The following is an 18,956-nucleotide window of genomic DNA, read 5'->3' as shown; positions in this document are numbered from 1 at the left end:
CATGGCGGCGTGCACCTGCGCCCCGCCCGTCCCGACGAGTTCCCGCTGCTGCAGGCCATCGAGGTGGCCTCCGGGGAGCCGTTCCGCGCCATCGGGATGCCCGAGATCGCCGACGACGACCCGATGCCCCTGGCGGCCCTGCAGCACGCCCACGTGTGGGTGGCCGCCGACCCCGACCCGGTCGCCTGGGTCGCCGCGGTCGAGGTCGACGGGCACGCGCACGTCGAACAGGTCAGCGTCCACCCCGACCACGCCCGGCGCGGCGTCGGCGCGGCGCTGCTCGACCACGTCGAGGCCTGGGCCACCGCCCGCGGCCTGGCCGGCCTGACCCTCACCACGTTCCGCGACGTCCCGTGGAACGCCCCCTACTACGCGCGCCTCGGGTTCCGGGAGGTCGGCGACCCGTCACCGGGCCTGGCGGCGATCGTGGCGGCCGAGGCGGCCCGCGGCCTGGACCCGGCCGCGCGGATCTGCCTCGTGCGGGGTCCTCGCGGCGGGGTTTGAGAGCGATACTGAACGGGCAGACCTCCCACCGCAGCCGTTCGGAGGTTCACCCAGTGGTCGATTTCGTGCACGAGGCGCTGCTCTACCGCGACGCGGAGCAGTTCCTCGAAGGCACGGTGCCGTTCGTGCGCGCCGGCCTGGCCGCCGGCGAGCCGGTCCTGGTCGCCGTGCCGCAACGCGGCATCGACCTGCTGCGCGCCGCCCTGTCCGACGCCGCCGACCAGGTCGAGTTCCTGGACATGCGCACCGCCGGCCGCAACCCGGGCCGCATCATCCCCGGCGTGCTGTCCGCCTTCGCCGACACCGCCCGCGGCGACCCGGTCCGCATCGTCGGCGAACCGGTGTGGGCCGGCCGGACCGAGCTGGAGTACCCGGCCTGCGTGCAGCACGAAGCGCTGATCAACACGGCTTTCGAGGACCGCCCGGCGTGGATCCTGTGCCCGTACGACGCGAGCGCGCTGGCCCCGGACGTGCTGGGGGACGCCGAGACCACCCACCCCGTGGTCCTGGAGGGCACGCGCCGCCGCCCCAGCCACGGCTACCGCGAACCGTTCCTGACCGCCGAGGACTTCAACCTGCCGCTGCCGCCGCCCCCGCCGGACGCGGTGGTCCGCCGGTTCGACCTGGACACGCTGGCGGAGGCGCGGCAACTGGTCGCGGCGTACGCGGTCGAGGCCGCGTTGACCCCCGACCAGGTCGAGGACCTGGTGCTGGCGGTGAACGAGCTGGCCACCAACAGCGTGGTGCACGCGGGCGGCCGGGGGACGCTGCTGCTGTGGCGCGAGGGCCCCGCGGTGGTGTGCGAGGTGCGCGACCAGGGCCGGATCGCCAACCCGATGGTCGGGCGCGGGAACCCGGGGCCGCGCTCGCGCGGCGGGTTCGGGGTGATGCTGGTGAACCTGCTGTGCGACCTGGTGCGGCTGCACTCGCGGTCCGACGGCACCACCATCCGCGTTTACATGGGCTGACCCCGGCCCTTCACCGGGGGTCACGCGGGCGTCATCCCGGGCTGGTTGCCTGGGCGGCCATGACCCGGTTGAGCTCCTTGGACGTGGCGTTCCTGTGCATGGAGGACGCCGCCAACCCCATGCACCTCGGCGCGGTGGCCACCTTCGTGCCGCGCACGCCCGTGCACCCCGCCCGGATCGTCGGCCTGCTGTGCGAACGGGCGCGGGAGGTGGCGGCGCTGCGGCGGCGGGTCCGGTTCTCCTGGGTGCCGCCGGGCGGGGCCACCTGGGTGGACGACCCCGCGTTCGCCGTCGAGGACCACGTGGTCGGGCACCACCTGCGCGGCGGCGACTTCGCGGACGTCGTCTCCCGGGTGATGGCCCGGCCCCTGGACCTCGACCGGCCGCCGTGGGAGGTGCACGTGCTCACGGGGATCGGCGGCGGGCGGTTCGCGGTGGTGGTCAAGATGCACCACGCCCTGTGCGACGGGATGAAGGCCGTGGGGCTGGGGCTGCGGCTGATGGACGGCATGGCGGCGCTCGACGTGCCCGTGGGGGCGGCGCGGCGCGGCGGGGTCGTCGAGTCGGTCAAGGAAGTCGCCCGGGCGGCGTCCATCGCGTCCGACGTGGTGCGCAGCGCCCGGCCGCCGGCGCGGCGGTCGCCCGTGGTGTCGCTGTCGGCGCGGCGGCGGCAGGTGGTGATGGCCCGGCTCGGGGTGGACGAGGTGCACCGGGTCCGGCGGGCCCACGGCGGGACGGTCAACGACGTGGCGCTGGCGTTGGTGACCGGGGCGTTGCGGCAGTGGCTGCTGGCGCACGGGTGCGCGGAGGAGGGCAGCACGCTGCGGGCGCTGGTGCCGGTGGCCCGCCGCGGCGCGGGTGGGGAGGGCAACCGGATCTCGGGGTACCTGTGCTCGCTGCCCGTCGGCGAGGGCGACCCGGTGGCGCGGCTGCGGCTCGTGCGCGAGGAGATGGCGCGGCACAAGGCGGCCGGGTCCGGGCGGGGCGCCGGCGCGTTGCCGTTGCTGGCCGACCGGATCCCGCCGGTGGTGCACCGGATCACCGGGCCGCTGGCGGGCCGGTGCGCGCCGCTGCTGTTCGACGCGCTGGTGACCAGCGTGCCGCTGCCGGCGGTCGCCTTGCGCCTGGATGGTGCGGAGCTGCGCGAGGTGTACCCGGTGGCGCCGGTCGCGGCCGGGCACGCGGTGGGGGTCGCGCTGTCGTCCTACCGGTCCGGCGTGCACGTTTGCCTGCACACGAACCAGCCGTGGCTGGCCGAGCGGCGCTGGTTGCCGCAGGCGCTGCGCACCGAACTCGCGGCGCTGCACCGCCGCGTCCCGGCAGAATCGCGGGGGTGACCTCAGCTCTCGTGCTCGCCCACGGCGCCGGCGGCTCCGTGCGCGCGAACTTCAGCCCGCTGATCCCCGTCCTGTCCCGCACCCGCCGGGTGTTCTCGGTGGACTACCCCGGTTCCGGCAGCACGCCGCGCGCGACCGGTCCCCTGTCGTTGGACGACCTGGCCGACCGGGTGGTGGCGGCGGCGGGCGACACGCCGACGTTCGCCGTGCTCGGGTACTCGCTGGGCTGCGCGGTCGCGGTGCGCGCCGCGGTTCGGCACCCCGAACGCGTGACCGGGCTGGTGCTGACGTCGGGGTTCGTCCGGGTGGACGACGAGACGCGGGCGCGCATCGACACGTGGCGGCGGCTGTTGGCGGCGGGCGACCCGATGGAGCTGGCGCGCTTCCAGATGTCGGTGGTGCTGGGCGAACCGTTCGAGCGCGCCATGCCCGCGGCGCAACGCGAGGGCTTCCTGGAGCTGATGTCGCTGACCGTCCCGCCGGGCACCGACCAGCAGATCGACCTGGTGCGGCGGGTGGACCTGAGCGACGACGCGCCGAGGGTCGCCGTCCCGACCCTGGTCATCGGCACCAAGCACGACCGCCTGATCACCCCGTCCTCCACCCGCGCCCTGGCCGACGCGATCCCGGGCGCGCGGTGGGCCGAACTGGACAGCGGCCACGCGCCGTCCCTGGAAGCCCCGACCGAGTGGATCCGCCTGGTGGAGGAGTTCCTGGGCTAGCCACGCGGACGCCGACCTGATCGGTGGGCGCGGCCGGCGCGGCGGTTTGCCGGCGCCCCGGCCGGGCTAACCACCGCGGTATGAGCAACACGCTGGTCCTGGACGTGGACGGCACCCTCGTGGACACCAACTACCACCACGCCGTCGCCTGGTTCCGCGCGTTCCGCCGGTTCGACATCACCGTGCCCACGTGGAAGCTGCACCGCGCCATCGGCATGGGCGGCGACAAGCTGGTCGCCGCCGTCGCCGGGCAGCACGTCGAGGACGAGCACGGCGACGGCATCCGCAAGGCGTGGGAGGCCGCGTTCGAGCCGATGCTGGCCGAGGTGCGCCCGCTGGAGGGCGCGCACCGGCTCGTCAGCGCCGCGCTGGAGCAGGACTTCGCCGTGGTGCTGGCCAGTTCCGGCAAGCGCCACCACGTCGACCACTACATCAAGCTGATCGACGCGCAGGGCGTGGTCTCGACGTCGTCGGACGACGTGGAGGAGTCCAAGCCCGCGCCGGACCTGATCGAGGTCGCGCTCCAGCGGGTGGACTCGTCCGGGCGCGCGGTCGTGATCGGCGACTCCGTGTGGGACTGCGACGCGGCCCGCCGGGCGGGGCTGCCCGTGGTGGGCCTGCGGACCGGCGGGTTCGGCGAGGCCGAGCTGCGCGAGCACGGCGCGTCCGCCGTCTACGACGAACTCGACCAGTTGCGGGCGGACCTGACCGACCTGCCGATGGCCTAGGAGGGGACCGTGCGGATCGGCTACACCCTGATGACCGAGCAGGCCGGACCGAAGGCGCTGGTCGCGCACGCCGCGCGCGCCGAACGGGCCGGCTTCGACTTCGAGGTCATGAGCGACCACTACTTCCCGTGGCTGGACGAGCAGGGGCACGCGCCGTACGCGTGGAGCGTGCTGGGCGCGGTGTCGCAGGTGACCGAGCGGGTCGAGCTGATGACGTACGTGACGTGCCCGACGATGCGTTATCACCCGGCCGTGGTGGCGCAGAAGGCGGCGACCGTGCAGCTGCTGTCCGACGACCGGTTCACGCTCGGGCTCGGTGCCGGGGAGAACCTGAACGAGCACGTCGTGGGCCGCGGGTGGCCGCCGGTGAACGTGCGGCACGAGCTGCTGCGCGAGGCGGTGGAGATAATCTCCCAGCTGTTCGACGGCGGGTACGTCAACTACCCGGGTTCACACTTCCGGGTGGACTCGGCGAAGTTGTGGGACCTGCCGGAGAAGCGGGTGCCGATCGCGGTGGCGGTGTCCGGCAGCCAGTCGGTGCAAACGTTCGCGCCCCTGGCCGACGCCATGGTGGCCACCGAGCCGAACGCGGAGCTGTGCCAGAACTGGGACGTCTTCCAGGGCCGGACGGCCCGCAAGATCGGCCAGGTGCCGGTGTGCTGGGACCCGTCGGAGGACGAGGCGGTCAAGCGCGCCCACGACCAGTTCCGCTGGTTCGCCGGCGGGTGGAAGGTCAACTCGGAGCTGCCGGGGCCGGCGGGCTTCGCGGGGGCGACCCGGTTTGTGCGGCCTTCGGACGTGGCCGAGCAGATCCCGTGCGGCCCGGACGTGGGCCCGATCGTGGAGGCGGTCCGCGGCTTCGAGGAGGCCGGGTTCACCGACCTGGCCCTGGTCCAGATCGGCGGCGAGCACCAGGAGGAGTTCCTGGAGTTCGCGCAATCCGACCTGCTCCCGGCCCTGCGCTAGCGGACCCGCCCGGACTCGCGCCGCACCGGCACACCCGCCAGCGCCAGCACACCCGCCAGGCGCACCCGCGCCGCGCCAGCGGACCACGCCGGCGCACCCGCGCCGCGCCAGGGACCCGCGCCGCGCCACCGGACCGCGCCGCACCACCGGACCGCGCCGCACCAGCGCACGAGACCCGCGCTAGCGGACTACACCGCGCCGGCGCACCCGCCCGCGCCGCCGGCAGTCAGCCCTTCGCGCCCATGCGGGGCTTGGGTGGTTCCGGGGTCGGTGGGGACGTGGTCCGCCGGATCCGGGACGTCGTGTCGGTCGGCCCGCCGGGCACGGGGTCCGGGACCTCGTGGACCGTCGTCGGTTTCGGCTGGCCGCCGGGCTGCTCCACCACCGTCGTGGTCACCGTGGTCACGACGACCGTGTGCGGCTCCTGGGGCGGCCCCGCCACCGGTTTGCCCGACTCGACCACGGTCACCGTCGAGGGTTCCGTCCCCACCGCACCCGGTGGCGCGCCGGGGACGGAGGTCTGGGCCGGCGCGTCCAACTGTTGGCGCAGGTCGGACGGGTCCGAGCGGGAGCCGATCGTGACAGCGTGGACCATGGCCACAACGCCCAGCAGGGCCGCGGCGGCGCCCACCAGCAGGACCGCGCGCCGCCGGTTGCGCGGCGGCTCCGGCGGGGGCTGGTCGGCCGGCGCGACGCGTTCGGCCACCTCCACGCCCACCAGCGGGCGCAGGCCCGTGCTCGCGCGCTCGGCGGTGGCCAGGAGCGCGGCGCACTCCGCCGCCGTGGGGCGCTTGCTCGGCAACGTGTGGGTCATCGCGGTCAGCGCGTCCACCCACTCGGCCGGCAGGTTGGCCGGGATGCGCGGCTCGCGGTGCAGGCGGGCCAGGGCCGCTTCCGTGTCGCCGCCCGGGTACTCCGGCCGGCCGGTCAGGCACTCCAGCAGCACCAGGCCCAGCGCGTAGACGTCCGCCGCCGGGCCGACCTCCGCGCCGCGCACCTGCTCGGGCGCGAGGTAGCCGGCCGTCCCCACCAGCACGCCCGACCGGGTGACGCGGGTGACCTGCGCCTGGATGGCCAGGCCGAAGTCGGCCAGGTACGCCCGCCGCTCGTCCACGGCCAGCAGGATGTTCGACGGCTTCACGTCCCGGTGCACGACGCCGTGCCGGTGCACGTGCCCGAGGATCTCGGCGACCTGCGACCCGATGCGCGCCACGACCTCCGGGGCCAGCGCCTCGCGCATCCGCCGCCGCAGGGTGCCGCCCTCGACGGCCTGCATCACGTAGAACGGCCGCCCGCGGAAGGACCCCGTCCCGTACACCGCCACCACACCGGGGCAGTCCAGCTCGGACAGCATCTGCGCCTCGCGGTCGAGGCGGATCTGGTCCTCGGGCGTCGCGGTCCCCTGGAAGACCTTGATCGCGACCTTGCGGTCCAACTCGGTGTCGTAGGCCCGGTAGACCTCGGCCATCCCGCCGGACCCGTAGAGACCGCCCAGGGCGTAGCGCCCGTCGACGACCTCACCGGTCAGGTCCCCGTCCCACATCCGGCTGACCTCCGCTGCCCCGACAGAGCCGTGCCCGGGAAACTACCGCCACGTCAGCGCGACTAGCTACCCGGTTCGACATTTCGGGTCCACGTACCCGTAGCACTCCCGTCACAAACAACGGTTTGTTGCCAGTTGACGCTCAAGAAACGGTCAACGCGAACCACAACTCCGCCCGCAGACCCGGCGAATCCAGCGAGCGCCCCAACAACTCCTCCACCCGCCGCACCCGGTTGCGGATGGTGTGCCGGTGCACGCCCAGCCGCGCCGCCGCCGGGTCCCACTGCCCGTGGCAGGCCAGCCACACCCGCAACGACTCCCGCAGCCGCTCGTCCAGCGGGGCCAACAGCGTGGCGGCGTGCGTCGCGGCGTCCGCCGCCAGCAGGCCCGACCCGGGCACGTCCTCGAAGAACGCCACCCGCTCCTCCCGCGCCCGCGACGCCTCCCGGTACCCCCGCGCGACCTCGGAGGCGTCCACCGGGCTCGACGCGTGGAACGGCCCGTCCACCCGATCGCCCAGCACCACGAAGTCGCCCCGGTACTCCGCCCAGCACGCGTCCCCGCGCGGCACCAGGAACACCCGGAACGGCCCCGCCGGCACCCCCTCCACCGGCTCGCCGGCCAGCAGCAGGCGGAACCGGGCCGTCCGCAGCTCCCGGTGCACCACGTCCACCGCGTCCGACCCGGCCAACGCGAGCGTGAGCAGGGACGCGGCCGTGTTCACCGCGGTCCGGTCCACCGCGTCCAGCGGCCCGGCCGTCGCCACCGCGAGGTGGCCGTGCCGGCCCAGCACCTGCAGCGCCAGGTGCCGCTCCCCCGCCCGCCACGCCGACCCGGCCGGCCCGCGCCCCAGCCGCGCCGCCTCCGACCGCAGCTCGGCCAGGTCCGGCACGTCGCCGCTGACGTGCACGAACTCCCCCGCCGGGTCGAGCAACGCCACCGCGCCGCCGAGCAACCCGGCCAGCCGCCGCACGACCGCCGCCGGCGAGGTCAGCGCCGCCCGGGTCAACGCCCGCTGCGCCTCGCTGGTCCGGGTCAGGGCCGCGTACTCGTCGGCGGCGACCGCCCGCGACACGGCCTTGGTGATCGCGATGAACGGCACCGCCCGCGGCACCTCCAGCACCGCCAACCCCGCCGACCGCGCCGCCTCGACCAGCTCCCCCGGCACGACGGCGTGGCTGAGCCCGGTGCCGAACCCCAGGCCGACCACGCCCGCGTCCGCCAGCCGCCGCGCGTACGCCGGGTACGGGCCGAGCGCGATGCCGGTGGTCAGCAGCAGCTCACCGCCCTCCAGGAACGGCGTCGGGTCGGCCAGTTCGGTGCTGTGCACCCACGACACCGGCCGGTCCAGCCCGGTGTCGACGTGCACGGTCAGCCCGACCTCGCGGGCCAGGCGCGCCAGCGTCAACGGCATCTACACTTTGTATACCTCTCGGCCCGGTATTGGCCATTTCGGGCACTGTGCGCCAACCCCGCCGACAACGGATGCTGCTTGCATGACCCGACTCCGCACCCGGATCCCCGGACCGCGCTCGCAGGAGCTGACCGCCCGGCGCGAGGGCGCGGTGTCGGCGGCCGTCGGCTCGACCCTGCCGGTGTTCATCGACCACGCCGAGGACGGGCTGCTCGTCGACGTGGACGGCAACCGGCTCATCGACCTGGGCTCGGGCATCGCGGTCACCGGCGTGGGCAACCCCGCGCCGCGCGTGGCCGAGGCCGTGCACCGGCAGATCGACCGGTTCAGCCACACCTGCTTCATGGTGACCCCGTACGAGGGGTACGTGGAGGTGTGCGAGCGGCTCAACGACCTCACGCCCGGCGCGCACGAGAAGCGGTCGGCGCTGTTCAACTCGGGCGCGGAGGCCGTGGAGAACGCGGTGAAGGTCGCCCGGCACGCCACCGGCCGCCAGGCGGTCGTCGTGTTCGACCACGGCTACCACGGGCGCACCAACCTGACGATGGCGTTGACCGCCAAGAACATGCCGTACAAGCACGGTTTCGGGCCGTTCGCGCCCGAGGTGTACCGGGTGCCGGGCTCCTACCCGCTGCGTGACGGGCTGACCGGCGAGCAGGCCGCCGCACGAGCCGTCGAGGCGATCGAGAAGCAGGTCGGCGCGGACGGCACCGCGTGCGTGGTGATCGAGCCGATCCAGGGCGAGGGCGGGTTCATCGTGCCCGCGCCCGGGTTCCTGCCGGCGCTGGCCGCGTGGTGCCGCGACCGGGGCGTGGTGCTGGTCGCCGACGAGATCCAGACCGGCTTCTGCCGCACCGGCTCGTGGTTCGCGAGCGACCACGAGGGGGTCGTGCCGGACCTGGTCACCACCGCCAAGGGCATCGCGGGCGGCCTGCCGCTGGCCGGCGTGACCGGGCGCGCGGACCTGGTGGACGCCGTGCACGTCGGCGGGCTGGGCGGCACGTACGGCGGCAACCCGGTCGCGTGCGCCGCCGCCCTGGGCGCGATCGACACCATGGTGGAGAAGGACTTGAACGCCGCCGCGCGGCGCGTCGAGGAGTTCGCCGCGCCCCGGCTGCGGGCCGCGCTGGGCGGGCGCGGCGAGGTGCGCGGGCGGGGCGCGATGCTGGCCGTGGAGTTCGCCGAGCGCACCCCCGCCGTGGCGGGGCGGGTCGCGGCGGCGTGCCACGCGGCGGGCGTGGTGGTGCTGACGTGCGGGACGTCGGGCAACGTCCTGCGCCTGCTGCCACCCCTGGTCATCCCGGACGACCTGCTGGCCGAGGGGGTCGCCGTGCTGGAGCGGGCCATCACCGAAGGAGTCGCACGATGAACTACTGGGTAGCCGGGCGGGCCGCGTCGAGCGGGGACGTGGTGGAGGTGCGGTCGCCCCACGACGGGGCGCTCGCCGGCACCACCTCCTGGGCCACGCCGGAGGACGTGGAACGCGCGGTGGCGGCGGCGCACGCGGTCGCGCCGGAGTTCGCCGTGCTGCCCGCGCACGCCCGCGCGGCGGCGCTGGACCACGTGTCGCGGCGGCTGGCCGAGCGCGCCGACGAGGTGGCCGAGCTGATCACCGCCGAGTCCGGCAAGCCGGTGAAGTGGTCGCGGATCGAGGTCAACCGGGCCGTGTCGACGTTCCGGTGGGCGGCGGAGGAGGCGCGGCGGTTCTCCGGCGACCTCCAGCGCCTGGACACCGACCCGGGCGCGACCGGCCGGCTGGCGCTGGTGCGGCGCGCGCCGCGCGGACCGGTGCTGGGCATCTCGCCGTTCAACTTCCCGCTGAACCTGGTGGCGCACAAGGTCGCGCCGGCGATCGCGGTGGGCGCGCCGATCATCGTCAAGCCCGCGCCGGCGACGCCGTTGGTGGCGCTGCTGCTGGGTTCGCTGCTGGCGGAGACCGACCTGCCCGCCGGGTCGTGGTCGGTGCTGCCGGTGCCCAACTCGGCGGCGGGCGACCTGGTCGCCGACCCGCGGCTGCCGGTCGTGTCGTTCACCGGGTCGGGCCCGGTCGGGTACTCGATCCTGGAGACGGTGCCGCGCAAGCACGTCGTGCTGGAGCTGGGCGGCAACGCGGCGGCCATCGTCTGTCCTGATTGGACGGACCTGGACTGGGCGGCGCAGCGGATCGCGACGTTCGCCATGTACCAGGGCGGGCAGTCGTGCATTTCCGTGCAGCGCGTTTACGTGCACCGGGACGTGTACGACGCCGTCGCCGACGCTGTTGTGGCGCACGTCCGCAAGTTGGGGACGGGTGTGCCGCAGGACCCGGCCACCGACGTCGGCCCGCTGATCAACGAGGCGGCGGCGGAACGGGTCGAGGCGTGGGTGGCCGAGGCCGTCGAGGCCGGGGCGCGGGTGCTGACCGGCGGGACGCGCGAGGGCGCGGTGCACGCGCCGACCGTCCTGGTCGACGTGCCGGAGGGGTGCAAGGTGGTGGAGGAGGAGGTCTTCGGGCCGGTCGTCGTCCTCGCGCCGGTGGACTCGGTGGAGGAGGCGTTCGACAAGGTCAACGCGTCCCGGTTCGGGTTGCAGGCGGGGCTGTTCACCCACGACGTGCGGCTGGCGTTCAAGGCGTCCGCCCGGCTGGCGGTGGGCGGGGTGATCGTCGGCGACGTCCCGAGCTTCCGCGCCGACCAGATGCCCTACGGCGGCGTGAAGGAGTCCGGCACCGGTCGCGAGGGCGTGCGGGCGGCGATGGACGACCTGACCGAGCAGCACGTGCTCGTGCTGACCGGTGTGGAGCTATGACGCCGGTTTCGCCGGTTTCGGCGGTCCCGCCGGTTTCGGTGTCGAGGTGAGGAAGGCGTCGGCCCACCGCGCGCGTGGGTCGACGTCCACCAGCAGCAGCTTGGCCAGCAGGGTGAGCGGGATGGCGAGGATCGCGCCCAGCGGTCCGATCAGCCACGCCCAGAACAGCAGCGTCAGGAACGTCACCGTGGTGGACAGGCCGACCGAGTCGCCGACGAACCGGGGCTGGATCAGGGTCTGCACCACGAAGTTCAGCACGCTGTAGACGACGACCACCCACAACGCCAGTTCCCAGCCGCTCTCCAGCAGGGCCAGCAGCACCGGGGGCACCAGGCCCAGCACGAACCCGACGTTGGGGATGTAGTTGGTGATGAACGCCAGCAACGCCCACAGGACCGGCAGCGGGATGCCCATGATCGCCAGCGCCACGCCGTCGAGCACCGCCACGATCAACCCGAACACCGTGGACACGACGAGGTACTTGCGGGTGGCCGAGGCGAACCGCCCCAACGCCGCGGCCACGTCCGGCCGGTCCTTGGCGATGATGGCCATCCGCGCGCCCGCGCTGCCCGCGTCCACGGACAGGAACACCAGCAGCGACAACAGGAACACGATGTTGGACGCCAGTCCGCCCACGCTGCTCAGCACCGTGCCCAGCACCCCGGCGACGCGCCCGAGGTCCAGCCCCTCGGCGACCCGCCGCAACTCGTCCACCCCGACGCCGAACCCGGCGAGCCGCCCCACGACGGTGTCGGCGAGGGCGCGGGCGCGGTCGGCGTACTGGGGCAGCTGGGTGGCCAGTTGCGCCACCGACACGACCAGGACCACCACCAGCGACAACAGGATCGCGTAGACGCCGAGGATGAGCGCGGTGGCGGCCACCCAGGTGGGCAATCCCTTGCGGCGCAACCAGGAGTGCACCGGACTGACGGCGATCACCAATATCAGGGCCAGGAACACCGGTCCGATGAACCACGACAAGGCCATGATCCCGGCTCCGGTGACGACCGCGGCGGCCATCCCCAGCAGCACCACCAGTCCCCTGGGCAGCTCCATCACCCGAGCCTAGGGCCAATCCGCCCGCCGCGCCGCTCCGGTGAACGGGTCACGTCGGCGGGTCCGGCGCGGTAGCGTGCGACGAATGGCGAAGATCCACCGCGGCGCGACGCTGACCCCCGGTTTCCGCGAGTTCCTCCCGCGGTGGGTGGCACGACAGCCCTGGTACCGGGGCGCCGGAGTCCCCGCGCTGCGCCCGATCGGCTTCTACCGCCTGGAAGACCCGGACGGCGAGGTCGGCATGGAGGGGCACCTGGTCTCGGACGGTTCGGACCTCTACCACGTGCCGCTCACCTACCGGGGCGCCCCGCTGCCCGACGCCCCGACCGGGGCCCTCCTGGCCACGCCGGAGCACAGCGTCCTGGGCACGCGCTGGATCTACGACGGGCAGCACGACCCGACGTTCCGGTCCTGCGTCCTGGACCTGGTCCGCACGGGCGGCGTGTCCGACCCCGCCGGCCGGTCCGGCTTCGGTCCGGCGGAGGCGCGCGGGGTTCCCCGGCGTCCCCTGCCGGCCAGCGGGGTGGAGGTGGTGCGCGTGCTGACGCCCGGACCGCCGCCGGACGCCGCCGGCGTGGTCGTCGGGACGTGGCGCCCGGACGGGCCGGACGGCGAGCCGGTCACCGGGTGCCTGGCCGTGGTCGGGACCTGACGGCCCGGTCAGTCCTCCGCCGGCCCGGCCTCGATCACCAGGCGCGTGGTCGGGCCGCCGGCCAACTCGGTCCGCCGCGTGACGGCTTCGAGTTGCCGCGCCAGCACGGGGATGGTGCTCGACATCAGGTAGGTCTCCGCGCCGGCCGCCAGCATGCGCCGGATCGGGCCCTGGTAGCTGATGCCCAGCTCGCGGTCCTCGATCTCGGCGATCACCACGCGCGCGCCGGGGTAGAGGCCGCGCAGGGCCCCGATCAGCTGCGGGCTGGACGGCGGCACCAGCAGCACGTCCGCCGTCCTCGGCGCTTTGTGCATGTCGAGGACGATGTAGTCCGGGCCGAGCTGGGCGGACAGCGCCGACCGGGCCGACGCGGACAGCTTCATCGCCGTGGCGACGACCGTGACGCCGCCGTAGTCGTCGTCCGTCGCGGTGGGGACGACGTCCTCGGGCGCGCCGCCCGTGCCGGCGATCGTCGCGATGTCGTGGCCGTCGCGCGTGACCACCAGTTCGTCGCCGGGCCGGAGGCGGTCGATCAGCGCCACGAGTTCCGCGGGCAGGCGCGCCACGTCGATCCGCGCCTGCACTTAGACGGCCTCCAGGACGAAGAACAGGAAGCTCAGGAACGACCCGGAGGGGTACCGGGCCAGCTCGTCGGCGAACAGCTCCCGGGCCTCCGGGGCGGGCGGCGGCTCGCTGACGACGGCGGTGCGGAAGCCGGCGGCGGTGAACGCGTCGGTCATCGCGTGCAGCGGCCGGTGCCAGTACTCCAGCACGGCCTTCCGGCCGGCGAAGTCGTGCTCCGCGGACCACTTGACGGTGGCGAAGTAGTCGCCCGCGGGGTTCATCATCTTGTAGAGGATCGGGTGGTTCACGGCGAGGATCAGCCGTCCGCCCGGTCGCAGCACGCGGCGCAGTTCGGCCAGCGGGGCGGACCAGTCCTCCAGGTAGTGCAGCACCAGCGCGGCGACCACGTCGTCGAAGGCGTTGTCCGCGAACGGGAGCGGTGCGCCGAGGTCGGCGACCCGGAGGTCGGCGTCGGGACCGAGCCTGCGCCGGGCCACCTCCACCATCGTGGCGCTGGAGTCGAAGCCCGTCACGATCGCGCCCCGGTCGCGCAGCGGCTCGAAGATCGTGCCGGAACCGCAACCCGCGTCGAGGACCCGCCGCCCGGCGACGTCCCCGGCGAGGGCGAGGACCGCGGGCCGGGTGTAGTAGGCGTTGAGGAGGCTGGTCTCGTTCTCGACCGCGTACGCCTCGCCGAAGGAGTCGTAGTCGTTGGCCACGACCTCGATGGTGCTCTCGGGAGTGACAGGCATGCGCCCCATGCTGGCACAACCGCCCCCGCACGCGCCGCGAAGGTGATCTTGGGCCGGTTTCGGGCACGCTGGTGGGGTGATCGACGACTTCGCGAAGCGGTACCTGCACACCGATCTGCGGGAGGCCCGCGAGGCGGTGCTGCGCAAGCTCGACGGCCTGTCCGAATACGACATCCGCCGCCCCCTCACGCCCACCGGCACCAACCTGCTGGGCTTGGTCAAGCACCTGGCGCTGTCGGAGTCCCGCTACTTCGGCGAGGTGTTCGACCGGCCGTTCCCCGAACCCCTTCCCCGCTGGGACGACCTGGCGCAGCGGGGCAAGGACATGTGGGCGACCGAGCACGAGTCCCGCACCGAGATCACCGCCCGCTACCAACGGGTCTGGACCCACGCGGACGAGACGATCACCGCTCTGGCCGTGGACGCCCCGGGCCACGTCCCGTGGTGGCCGCGCCCGAACGTGCTGCTGTTCAACGTCCTGGTCCACGTGCTCACCGAAACGAGCCGCCACGCGGGCCACGCCGACATCCTGCGCGAGCAACTGGACGGCGCGGTGGAAATGGACCCGGCGGCCCTGGCCCGCCGCGGCCAGGACGCGACTTTCTGGGCGAACAGGCGAGCCGAAGTCGAACGCGCCGCCCGAGCCGCCGCCGCACCCGAACCGGGTTGAGCACGTCCCGAAACAAGATCCCTTCCGGCGATTTCCCGGTCGGACCGGTGTTCGACGCCCATTCAATTGCTCCGTTCGGCGTCTGTGGTGTGTGGTGGCAACACCCCGCAGTACCGCCGACGGGACCTTGCCATCGCCGCGGCGGGTGGTCTGCGGCAGGGCGCTTCGCGCTTCGTGGGCAACCTGCGCTCCGGCTGGCGGATCAACGTGCGGGAGGCGACCGGTCTTCCTCAGGCGACCGCGGCGACCGCCTCGACCTCGATCAGCAGGTCCGGCCGGAACAGGCCCGCCACCTGGACCAGCGAACTGGTCGGCGGGCGCTCGACGTCGACGAACTCGTCCCGCACCGCCCGCACCGTCGCCAGCGCCGAGGTGTCCACGACGTAGAAGGTCAGCTTGAACACGTCCCGCCAGGTCGCGCCGGCGGCGTCGAGGGCCGCGCCGACGTTGCGCATCGCCTGGCGGGTCTGGGCTTCCCAGTCGCCGGCGGGCGCGACCGTGCCGTCCGCGGCGATGGGCACCTGACCCGAGGTCCAGACCAGCCGGCGGCCCGCGCCGACGGTGGCCACGTGGCTGTACCCGTTGGGCTGGGGCAACGTCGGTGGCGTGGAGAACTCGATCTCGCTCATGCCGGCCACCCTATGTGCCCTACCAGAGCGTCGACGGGCCGGAGACGACCCAGCCCGCGTCCACGGGCTTGGCCCAGAAGCCCAGCGCCACCTCGATCACCTGCCCGCGGTGGGTGATCTCGACGTAGCAGTTCGTTCCAGTGGTGCCCCAGGAGAACCCCGCGATGTCGAGTTCCCCGAGCCACGACAGGTCCTGCTCGTCGGCGCGCGGCTCGTCGGCGCGCGGCTCGTCGGCCCCGCATGAAGCGGTCCACAGCGCTTTGAGCACGTGCGGGACCGACGCGTGGTCGAGCATGCCCTCGGCCTCCGCGATCCGACCGGCCTTGAACAGGCCGAACCAGCGGCGCACGACGGCTTCGACGTCGGTCGCGGCCGGGCGCCGCGTCAAGATCTCCACCCCGGAACCCTAACGCCGGCACAACGGAAGGTTGTCACGGGGCAATCACAGAGAGTATGGTCTAGACCTGCCGCCGCGTTGGGTGAACGTCCGCCCGAAGCGGCGAAGGCTGCTCCCGGGTCGGCGTGCCCAGCGACGTCTCCGCCCCACCCGAAAGGAGCTGACCATGGCACTTCGCCGCAGGATCGCCGCTTTGGCGGCCGGCGTCCTCGCCGCGCCGCTGGTCGTCGTCGCCCTGCCGACGGCCCAGGCGTTCGCCCACGGCTACGTGTCGTCACCGCCCAGCCGGCAGGCCCAGTGCGCCCGGGGTCTCGTGCAGTGCGGTGACATCAAGTACGAACCGCAGAGCGTCGAAGGCCCCAAGGGCCTGCGCAGCTGCCACGGCGGCGTGGCGCGGTTCGCCGAGCTGAACAACGACAGCAAGGGTTGGAAGGTGACCAGCGTCGGGCAGACCGTCACGTTCAACTGGGTCTTCACCGCCCGGCACCGCACCGCCAGCTACGAGTACTACGTCGGCAGCCGCCGCGTGGGCTACTTCGACGGGGGCAACGTGCAACCGCCCTCGACCGTCTCGCACACCGTGAACCTGGGTGCGACCGGTCGCCAGAAGGTGCTGGCCATCTGGAACATCGGCGACACCGCCAACGCGTTCTACGCCTGCATCGACGTCAACGTCGGCTGAGAGCGGGCCAAGTGGGGCCGTGCCGAACCTGTGGGCACGGCCCCACCCCCGCCCCTAGATGGTGAAACCGCCGTCCACGTGCCACTGCGCGCCGGTCACGTACCGGGCCTCGTCCGAAGCCAGGTACGCCACCGCCGAGGCCACCTCGTCGGGCGTGCCGTAGCGGCCCAACGCCGTGAACCCGTTGATCGCGTCGGCCATCGGGCCCTCCGCCGGGTTCGCGTCGGTGTCGGTGGGGCCGGGGTGCACCAGGTTGACCGTGATCCCGCGCGGCCCGAGTTCCCGGCCCAGCGCCTTGGTCAGGCCGACCAGCGCCGACTTGCTCGCCGAGTACAGCGAGAAGCCCGGGAACACCGCGCGCACGGCGACGTTGCTGCCGATGCTGATGATCCGCCCGCCGTCGCGCATGTGCGGCAGCGCCGCCCGGGCCGCGACGAACGGGGCCCGCACGTTCACCGCGAACGTCCGGTCGAACGCCTCGACGTCCAACTCCTCCACCGGTCCCACGATGAACTCGCCCGCGTTGTTCACCAGGACGTCCAGCCGGCCCAGCGCGCCCGCCGCCTCGTCCACGGCGGCGGCCACCGCCGCGGCGTCCCCGCTGTCCGCCCGGACCGCCACCACGCGGCGACCCGTCTCCTTGATCCGCTCCACCACGTCGCCCGCGTCGTTCCGGTAGGTCAGCGCGACGTCCGCGCCCTCCCGCGCGAGCCGGAGCGCCACCGCCGCCCCGATGCCGCGGCTACCACCAGTGACCAGAGCGGCCTTGCCTTCCATGTTCATGACAACGATCTTGGCTACCGCCGGGGCCGAAGTCCGGCGGCAATCGGACACCGCGTTCGCGGATCAAGAAATCCGTTGCGAGGCCTCCCGGGGACGACATAGGTTCGCCGTACACGAGGAAGGAGGTGGTCCGAAGTTGTGTAGCTGTAGGACTCGTCGTGAGGTGACCGTCCGCTAGGACCTACCCGTCTTCAGGGGTGGGCCTGGCGAAAACCAGGCGGCCACCCGGCCCCCTGACTCCGAGCCCAGTCCAGCTCGGCCCGCACGCGGGAAGCGGTCAGGGGGCCGCTCCACCTCCACGGCTGGTCACGCAGGGTGATCTAGAGGTGGTCGCGGACCGTGCGCAGGTCGGCCAGGAACGCCGCGTACGCCTCGTCCCGGTCGGGCGCCCGCAGGACCGCCGAGGGGTGCACCGTGCTGATGACGCGGAAGTCCGCGGCCTGCTCGACCCGGCCCCGCCGCTCGGTGACCTTGTAGTCGGTGCCCATGATCGCCTTGGCGGCCGTCGCGCCCAGGCACACGACCAGGTCCGGCCGCACCTCCGCCAACTCGGCGTGCAACCACGGCAGGCAGGCCACGACCTCGCCCCGCGCCGGCGACTTGTGGATGCGCCGCTTCCCGCGCTCGGCCGGGACGAACTTGAAGTGCTTCACCGCGTTGGTCACGTAGACGCCCTCGCGCAGCAGGTCCGCCTCGGCGAGCGCCCGGTCCAGCAACTTGCCGGCGGGCCCGACGAACGGCTCCCCGGCGCGATCCTCCTGGTCACCGGGCTGCTCACCGACCAGCACCAGCCGCGCGTCGGGCGGCCCGGCGCCGAACACCGTCTGGGTGGCGGGCCGGTAGAGGTCACACCCCTCGCACCCGCGCGCGGCAGCGCGCAGCGCCGCCAGGTCCGCGCCTTCCGGCACGAACGGGGCGGCACTGCGCGCGGCCATCACAGCGTCAGCGAACGCGGGGAGCGTCAGCGGTCGTTGGGCCGGAAGGCGTCCTTGACCTTCTCGCCGGCCTCCTTGAGCGCGCCCTTGGCCCGCTCGGCCTTGCCCTCGGCCTGCCACTGCTCGTTGTCGGTGGCGTCGCCGAGGGCCTCCTTGGCCCGACCCTTCATCTCCTCGGCCTTGTTGTTGAGCTTGTCGTCGGCACCCATGACGGTCCCTTTCGATCGACATCAGGTCCACCCAACGCATACCCCGGGCGGCGACCGGGAAAACCGACACCATGACGAGCCGCATCCTCGCCGTGGCCATCGACACCCCACCCGACCACACCGACCTGCGCGCTTTCTGGTGCGCGGCGCTGGGCTACCGGGAAACCAGGACGTGGACCGACGCCAAGGGCCTGGAGTACACCGAGCTGACCGGTGACGGGCCGATGCTGCTGCTCCAGCCGGTGGCCGAGCCGAAGACGGGCAAGAACCGACTGCACCTGGACGTGGTGGCCGACCGGGACCGCGACGCCGAGGTGGCGAGGCTGGTCGACTTCGGCGCCACTGTCGTGGCCGATGACCCCGAGTTGCCTTGGGTCGTCCTCGCCGACCCCGCTGGCAACGAGTTCTGCGTCCTTCCTCCTCGCTAGTTCTCTTCGCGGGGTTCAGACGACGCGCTTCGCGCTCTCGGGCGTGGTCGCGCTGCGCGCTCTCAAGATCAAAAGCGCCTCGCCGGCGGGCAGGCCCCCGGGGGGTGGAAGAGCGTCGGTTCGTTCCCCGCACGACCTGCCGGAGGCAACCACCCTTCTCCCTTCTTGGCAACCGGAAAAGCTGGTTGCCAAGAAGGGAGAAGCGCGGTTGGGCTGCGCCCAGGCCGTAC

23 protein-coding genes are annotated in these 18,956 nt (G+C 73.5%); 12 read left to right on the top strand and 11 right to left on the bottom strand.

What is annotated here, in order from left to right:
* Positions 1–9 precede the first annotated feature (9 nt).
* The 6 genes from AB0A74_RS27470 to AB0A74_RS27445 all read left to right on the top strand — a co-directional run bounded on the left by AB0A74_RS27470 (position 10) and on the right by AB0A74_RS27445 (position 5,225).
* Positions 10–504: a GNAT family N-acetyltransferase gene (locus tag AB0A74_RS27470; RefSeq protein ID WP_358253814.1), complete on the top strand. Its 495-nt coding sequence runs from the start codon at positions 10–12 to the stop codon at positions 502–504.
* 53 nt (positions 505–557) lie between these two features.
* Entirely contained in the window at positions 558–1,472 is a 915-nt protein-coding gene (locus tag AB0A74_RS27465) for a sensor histidine kinase (protein ID WP_358253812.1), read from the top strand.
* Positions 1,473–1,531: 59 nt separating this feature from the next.
* A complete protein-coding gene (locus tag AB0A74_RS27460) occupies positions 1,532–2,809 on the top strand; it encodes a wax ester/triacylglycerol synthase domain-containing protein (protein WP_358253811.1) in 1,278 nt (425 codons plus the stop codon).
* The gene (locus AB0A74_RS27455) at positions 2,806–3,531 is read left to right on the top strand and encodes an alpha/beta fold hydrolase (protein ID WP_358253809.1); all 726 of its coding nucleotides are present in this window, start codon (positions 2,806–2,808) and stop codon (positions 3,529–3,531) included. Before AB0A74_RS27460 ends, AB0A74_RS27455 begins: the two co-directional genes overlap by 4 nt.
* An 80-nt stretch (positions 3,532–3,611) precedes the next feature.
* Positions 3,612–4,259, top strand: coding sequence for an HAD family hydrolase (locus tag AB0A74_RS27450; RefSeq protein WP_358253807.1), 648 nt, complete (start codon positions 3,612–3,614; stop codon positions 4,257–4,259).
* Positions 4,260–4,268: 9 nt separating this feature from the next.
* Complete coding sequence (locus AB0A74_RS27445; protein WP_358253805.1) at positions 4,269–5,225, top strand: TIGR03557 family F420-dependent LLM class oxidoreductase; 957 nt, start codon at positions 4,269–4,271, stop codon at positions 5,223–5,225.
* Here the strand turns inward: AB0A74_RS27445 and AB0A74_RS27440 are convergent.
* From AB0A74_RS27440 to AB0A74_RS27430, 3 genes are all read right to left on the bottom strand, one after another.
* Positions 5,222–5,395 carry a hypothetical protein gene (locus AB0A74_RS27440; RefSeq protein ID WP_358253804.1) on the bottom strand — a complete coding sequence of 58 codons (174 nt, stop codon included), beginning with the start codon at positions 5,393–5,395 and terminating at the stop codon, positions 5,222–5,224. The genes AB0A74_RS27445 and AB0A74_RS27440 overlap by 4 nt on opposite strands.
* 56 nt (positions 5,396–5,451) lie before the next feature.
* Entirely contained in the window at positions 5,452–6,768 is a 1,317-nt protein-coding gene (locus tag AB0A74_RS27435) for a serine/threonine-protein kinase (RefSeq protein ID WP_358253802.1), read from the bottom strand.
* A 142-nt stretch (positions 6,769–6,910) separates the two neighbouring features.
* On the bottom strand, positions 6,911–8,182 hold the full coding sequence (locus tag AB0A74_RS27430; protein WP_358253800.1) for a PucR family transcriptional regulator: 1,272 nt from the start codon (positions 8,180–8,182) through the stop codon (positions 6,911–6,913).
* A gap of 82 nt (positions 8,183–8,264) precedes the next feature.
* On the opposite strand from AB0A74_RS27430, the gene gabT reads away from it, so the two are divergent.
* Together gabT and AB0A74_RS27420 are read left to right on the top strand one after the other, a co-directional pair.
* Positions 8,265–9,551 carry a 4-aminobutyrate--2-oxoglutarate transaminase gene (gene gabT / locus AB0A74_RS27425; protein ID WP_358253798.1) on the top strand — a complete coding sequence of 429 codons (1,287 nt, stop codon included), beginning with the start codon at positions 8,265–8,267 and terminating at the stop codon, positions 9,549–9,551.
* On the top strand, positions 9,548–10,969 hold the full coding sequence (locus AB0A74_RS27420; RefSeq protein ID WP_358253797.1) for an aldehyde dehydrogenase family protein: 1,422 nt from the start codon (positions 9,548–9,550) through the stop codon (positions 10,967–10,969). Before gabT ends, AB0A74_RS27420 begins: the two co-directional genes overlap by 4 nt.
* Here the strand turns inward: AB0A74_RS27420 and AB0A74_RS27415 are convergent.
* A complete protein-coding gene (locus AB0A74_RS27415) occupies positions 10,964–12,025 on the bottom strand; it encodes an AI-2E family transporter (protein ID WP_358253796.1) in 1,062 nt (353 codons plus the stop codon). The two genes, AB0A74_RS27420 and AB0A74_RS27415, sit on opposite strands and share 6 nt — an antisense overlap.
* 85 nt (positions 12,026–12,110) lie before the next feature.
* Here AB0A74_RS27415 and AB0A74_RS27410 point away from each other — a divergent pair, with 85 nt between their 5' ends.
* On the top strand, positions 12,111–12,677 hold the full coding sequence (locus AB0A74_RS27410; RefSeq protein ID WP_358253794.1) for a hypothetical protein: 567 nt from the start codon (positions 12,111–12,113) through the stop codon (positions 12,675–12,677).
* 8 nt (positions 12,678–12,685) lie between these two features.
* On the opposite strand, the gene AB0A74_RS27405 is transcribed toward AB0A74_RS27410, so the two are convergent.
* Positions 12,686–13,261 carry a hypothetical protein gene (locus AB0A74_RS27405; protein WP_358253792.1) on the bottom strand — a complete coding sequence of 192 codons (576 nt, stop codon included), beginning with the start codon at positions 13,259–13,261 and terminating at the stop codon, positions 12,686–12,688.
* On the bottom strand, positions 13,262–13,993 hold the full coding sequence (locus AB0A74_RS27400; protein WP_358253791.1) for a methyltransferase domain-containing protein: 732 nt from the start codon (positions 13,991–13,993) through the stop codon (positions 13,262–13,264). It abuts the gene before it with no gap.
* Between the two features lie 76 nt (positions 13,994–14,069).
* Here AB0A74_RS27400 and AB0A74_RS27395 point away from each other — a divergent pair, with 76 nt between their 5' ends.
* Positions 14,070–14,663: a DinB family protein gene (locus AB0A74_RS27395; protein WP_358253790.1), complete on the top strand. Its 594-nt coding sequence runs from the start codon at positions 14,070–14,072 to the stop codon at positions 14,661–14,663.
* A 230-nt stretch (positions 14,664–14,893) separates the two neighbouring features.
* On the opposite strand, the gene AB0A74_RS27390 is transcribed toward AB0A74_RS27395, so the two are convergent.
* Both AB0A74_RS27390 and AB0A74_RS27385 read right to left on the bottom strand, forming a co-directional pair.
* Positions 14,894–15,292 carry a RidA family protein gene (locus tag AB0A74_RS27390; RefSeq protein WP_358253789.1) on the bottom strand — a complete coding sequence of 133 codons (399 nt, stop codon included), beginning with the start codon at positions 15,290–15,292 and terminating at the stop codon, positions 14,894–14,896.
* 19 nt (positions 15,293–15,311) lie between these two features.
* On the bottom strand, positions 15,312–15,689 hold the full coding sequence (locus AB0A74_RS27385) for a hypothetical protein (RefSeq protein ID WP_358253788.1): 378 nt from the start codon (positions 15,687–15,689) through the stop codon (positions 15,312–15,314).
* A gap of 166 nt (positions 15,690–15,855) precedes the next feature.
* Between AB0A74_RS27385 and AB0A74_RS27380 the strand changes: the two genes are divergently transcribed.
* Entirely contained in the window at positions 15,856–16,371 is a 516-nt protein-coding gene (locus AB0A74_RS27380; protein ID WP_343934919.1) for a lytic polysaccharide monooxygenase auxiliary activity family 9 protein, read from the top strand.
* 54 nt (positions 16,372–16,425) lie between these two features.
* Here the strand turns inward: AB0A74_RS27380 and AB0A74_RS27375 are convergent, their stop codons facing one another.
* The 3 genes from AB0A74_RS27375 to AB0A74_RS27365 form a co-directional block, all read right to left on the bottom strand.
* On the bottom strand, positions 16,426–17,154 hold the full coding sequence (locus AB0A74_RS27375; RefSeq protein WP_358253787.1) for an SDR family oxidoreductase: 729 nt from the start codon (positions 17,152–17,154) through the stop codon (positions 16,426–16,428).
* A gap of 320 nt (positions 17,155–17,474) precedes the next feature.
* Positions 17,475–18,089, bottom strand: a complete 615-nt coding sequence (locus tag AB0A74_RS27370; protein WP_358253786.1) for a UdgX family uracil-DNA binding protein — start codon at positions 18,087–18,089, stop codon at positions 17,475–17,477.
* Between the two features lie 26 nt (positions 18,090–18,115).
* Positions 18,116–18,298 (bottom strand): CsbD family protein, encoded by a 183-nt coding sequence (locus AB0A74_RS27365; RefSeq protein WP_343934922.1) that lies wholly within the window; start codon positions 18,296–18,298, stop codon positions 18,116–18,118.
* Positions 18,299–18,369: 71 nt separating this feature from the next.
* Here AB0A74_RS27365 and AB0A74_RS27360 point away from each other — a divergent pair, with 71 nt between their 5' ends.
* Positions 18,370–18,726: a VOC family protein gene (locus AB0A74_RS27360; RefSeq protein WP_358253784.1), complete on the top strand. Its 357-nt coding sequence runs from the start codon at positions 18,370–18,372 to the stop codon at positions 18,724–18,726.
* The last annotated feature ends 230 nt before the right edge of the window (positions 18,727–18,956 follow it).

This window comes from Saccharothrix sp. NPDC042600, assembly GCF_040647305.1.
Taxonomy (GTDB): domain Bacteria; phylum Actinomycetota; class Actinomycetes; order Mycobacteriales; family Pseudonocardiaceae; genus Actinosynnema; species Actinosynnema mutabilis.
This window is presented reverse-complemented; position numbering and strand designations above follow the sequence as displayed.

Excerpts from the sequence above, each read along its gene's own strand:
- AB0A74_RS27390 (WP_358253789.1), bottom strand. The coding sequence starts at position 15,292 with ATGAGCGAGATCGAGTTCTCCACGCCACCGACGTTGCCCCAGCCCAAC.
- AB0A74_RS27400 (WP_358253791.1), bottom strand. The coding sequence starts at position 13,993 with ATGCCTGTCACTCCCGAGAGCACCATCGAGGTCGTGGCCAACGACTAC.
- AB0A74_RS27375 (WP_358253787.1), bottom strand. The coding sequence starts at position 17,154 with ATGAACATGGAAGGCAAGGCCGCTCTGGTCACTGGTGGTAGCCGCGGC.
- AB0A74_RS27370 (WP_358253786.1), bottom strand. The coding sequence starts at position 18,089 with ATGGCCGCGCGCAGTGCCGCCCCGTTCGTGCCGGAAGGCGCGGACCTG.
- AB0A74_RS27435 (WP_358253802.1), bottom strand. The coding sequence starts at position 6,768 with ATGTGGGACGGGGACCTGACCGGTGAGGTCGTCGACGGGCGCTACGCC.
- gabT (WP_358253798.1), top strand. The coding sequence starts at position 8,265 with ATGACCCGACTCCGCACCCGGATCCCCGGACCGCGCTCGCAGGAGCTG.
- AB0A74_RS27415 (WP_358253796.1), bottom strand. The coding sequence starts at position 12,025 with ATGGAGCTGCCCAGGGGACTGGTGGTGCTGCTGGGGATGGCCGCCGCG.
- AB0A74_RS27460 (WP_358253811.1), top strand. The coding sequence starts at position 1,532 with ATGACCCGGTTGAGCTCCTTGGACGTGGCGTTCCTGTGCATGGAGGAC.
- AB0A74_RS27410 (WP_358253794.1), top strand. The coding sequence starts at position 12,111 with ATGGCGAAGATCCACCGCGGCGCGACGCTGACCCCCGGTTTCCGCGAG.
- AB0A74_RS27450 (WP_358253807.1), top strand. The coding sequence starts at position 3,612 with ATGAGCAACACGCTGGTCCTGGACGTGGACGGCACCCTCGTGGACACC.
- AB0A74_RS27365 (WP_343934922.1), bottom strand. The coding sequence starts at position 18,298 with ATGGGTGCCGACGACAAGCTCAACAACAAGGCCGAGGAGATGAAGGGT.
- AB0A74_RS27360 (WP_358253784.1), top strand. The coding sequence starts at position 18,370 with ATGACGAGCCGCATCCTCGCCGTGGCCATCGACACCCCACCCGACCAC.
- AB0A74_RS27430 (WP_358253800.1), bottom strand. The coding sequence starts at position 8,182 with ATGCCGTTGACGCTGGCGCGCCTGGCCCGCGAGGTCGGGCTGACCGTG.
- AB0A74_RS27380 (WP_343934919.1), top strand. The coding sequence starts at position 15,856 with ATGGCACTTCGCCGCAGGATCGCCGCTTTGGCGGCCGGCGTCCTCGCC.
- AB0A74_RS27420 (WP_358253797.1), top strand. The coding sequence starts at position 9,548 with ATGAACTACTGGGTAGCCGGGCGGGCCGCGTCGAGCGGGGACGTGGTG.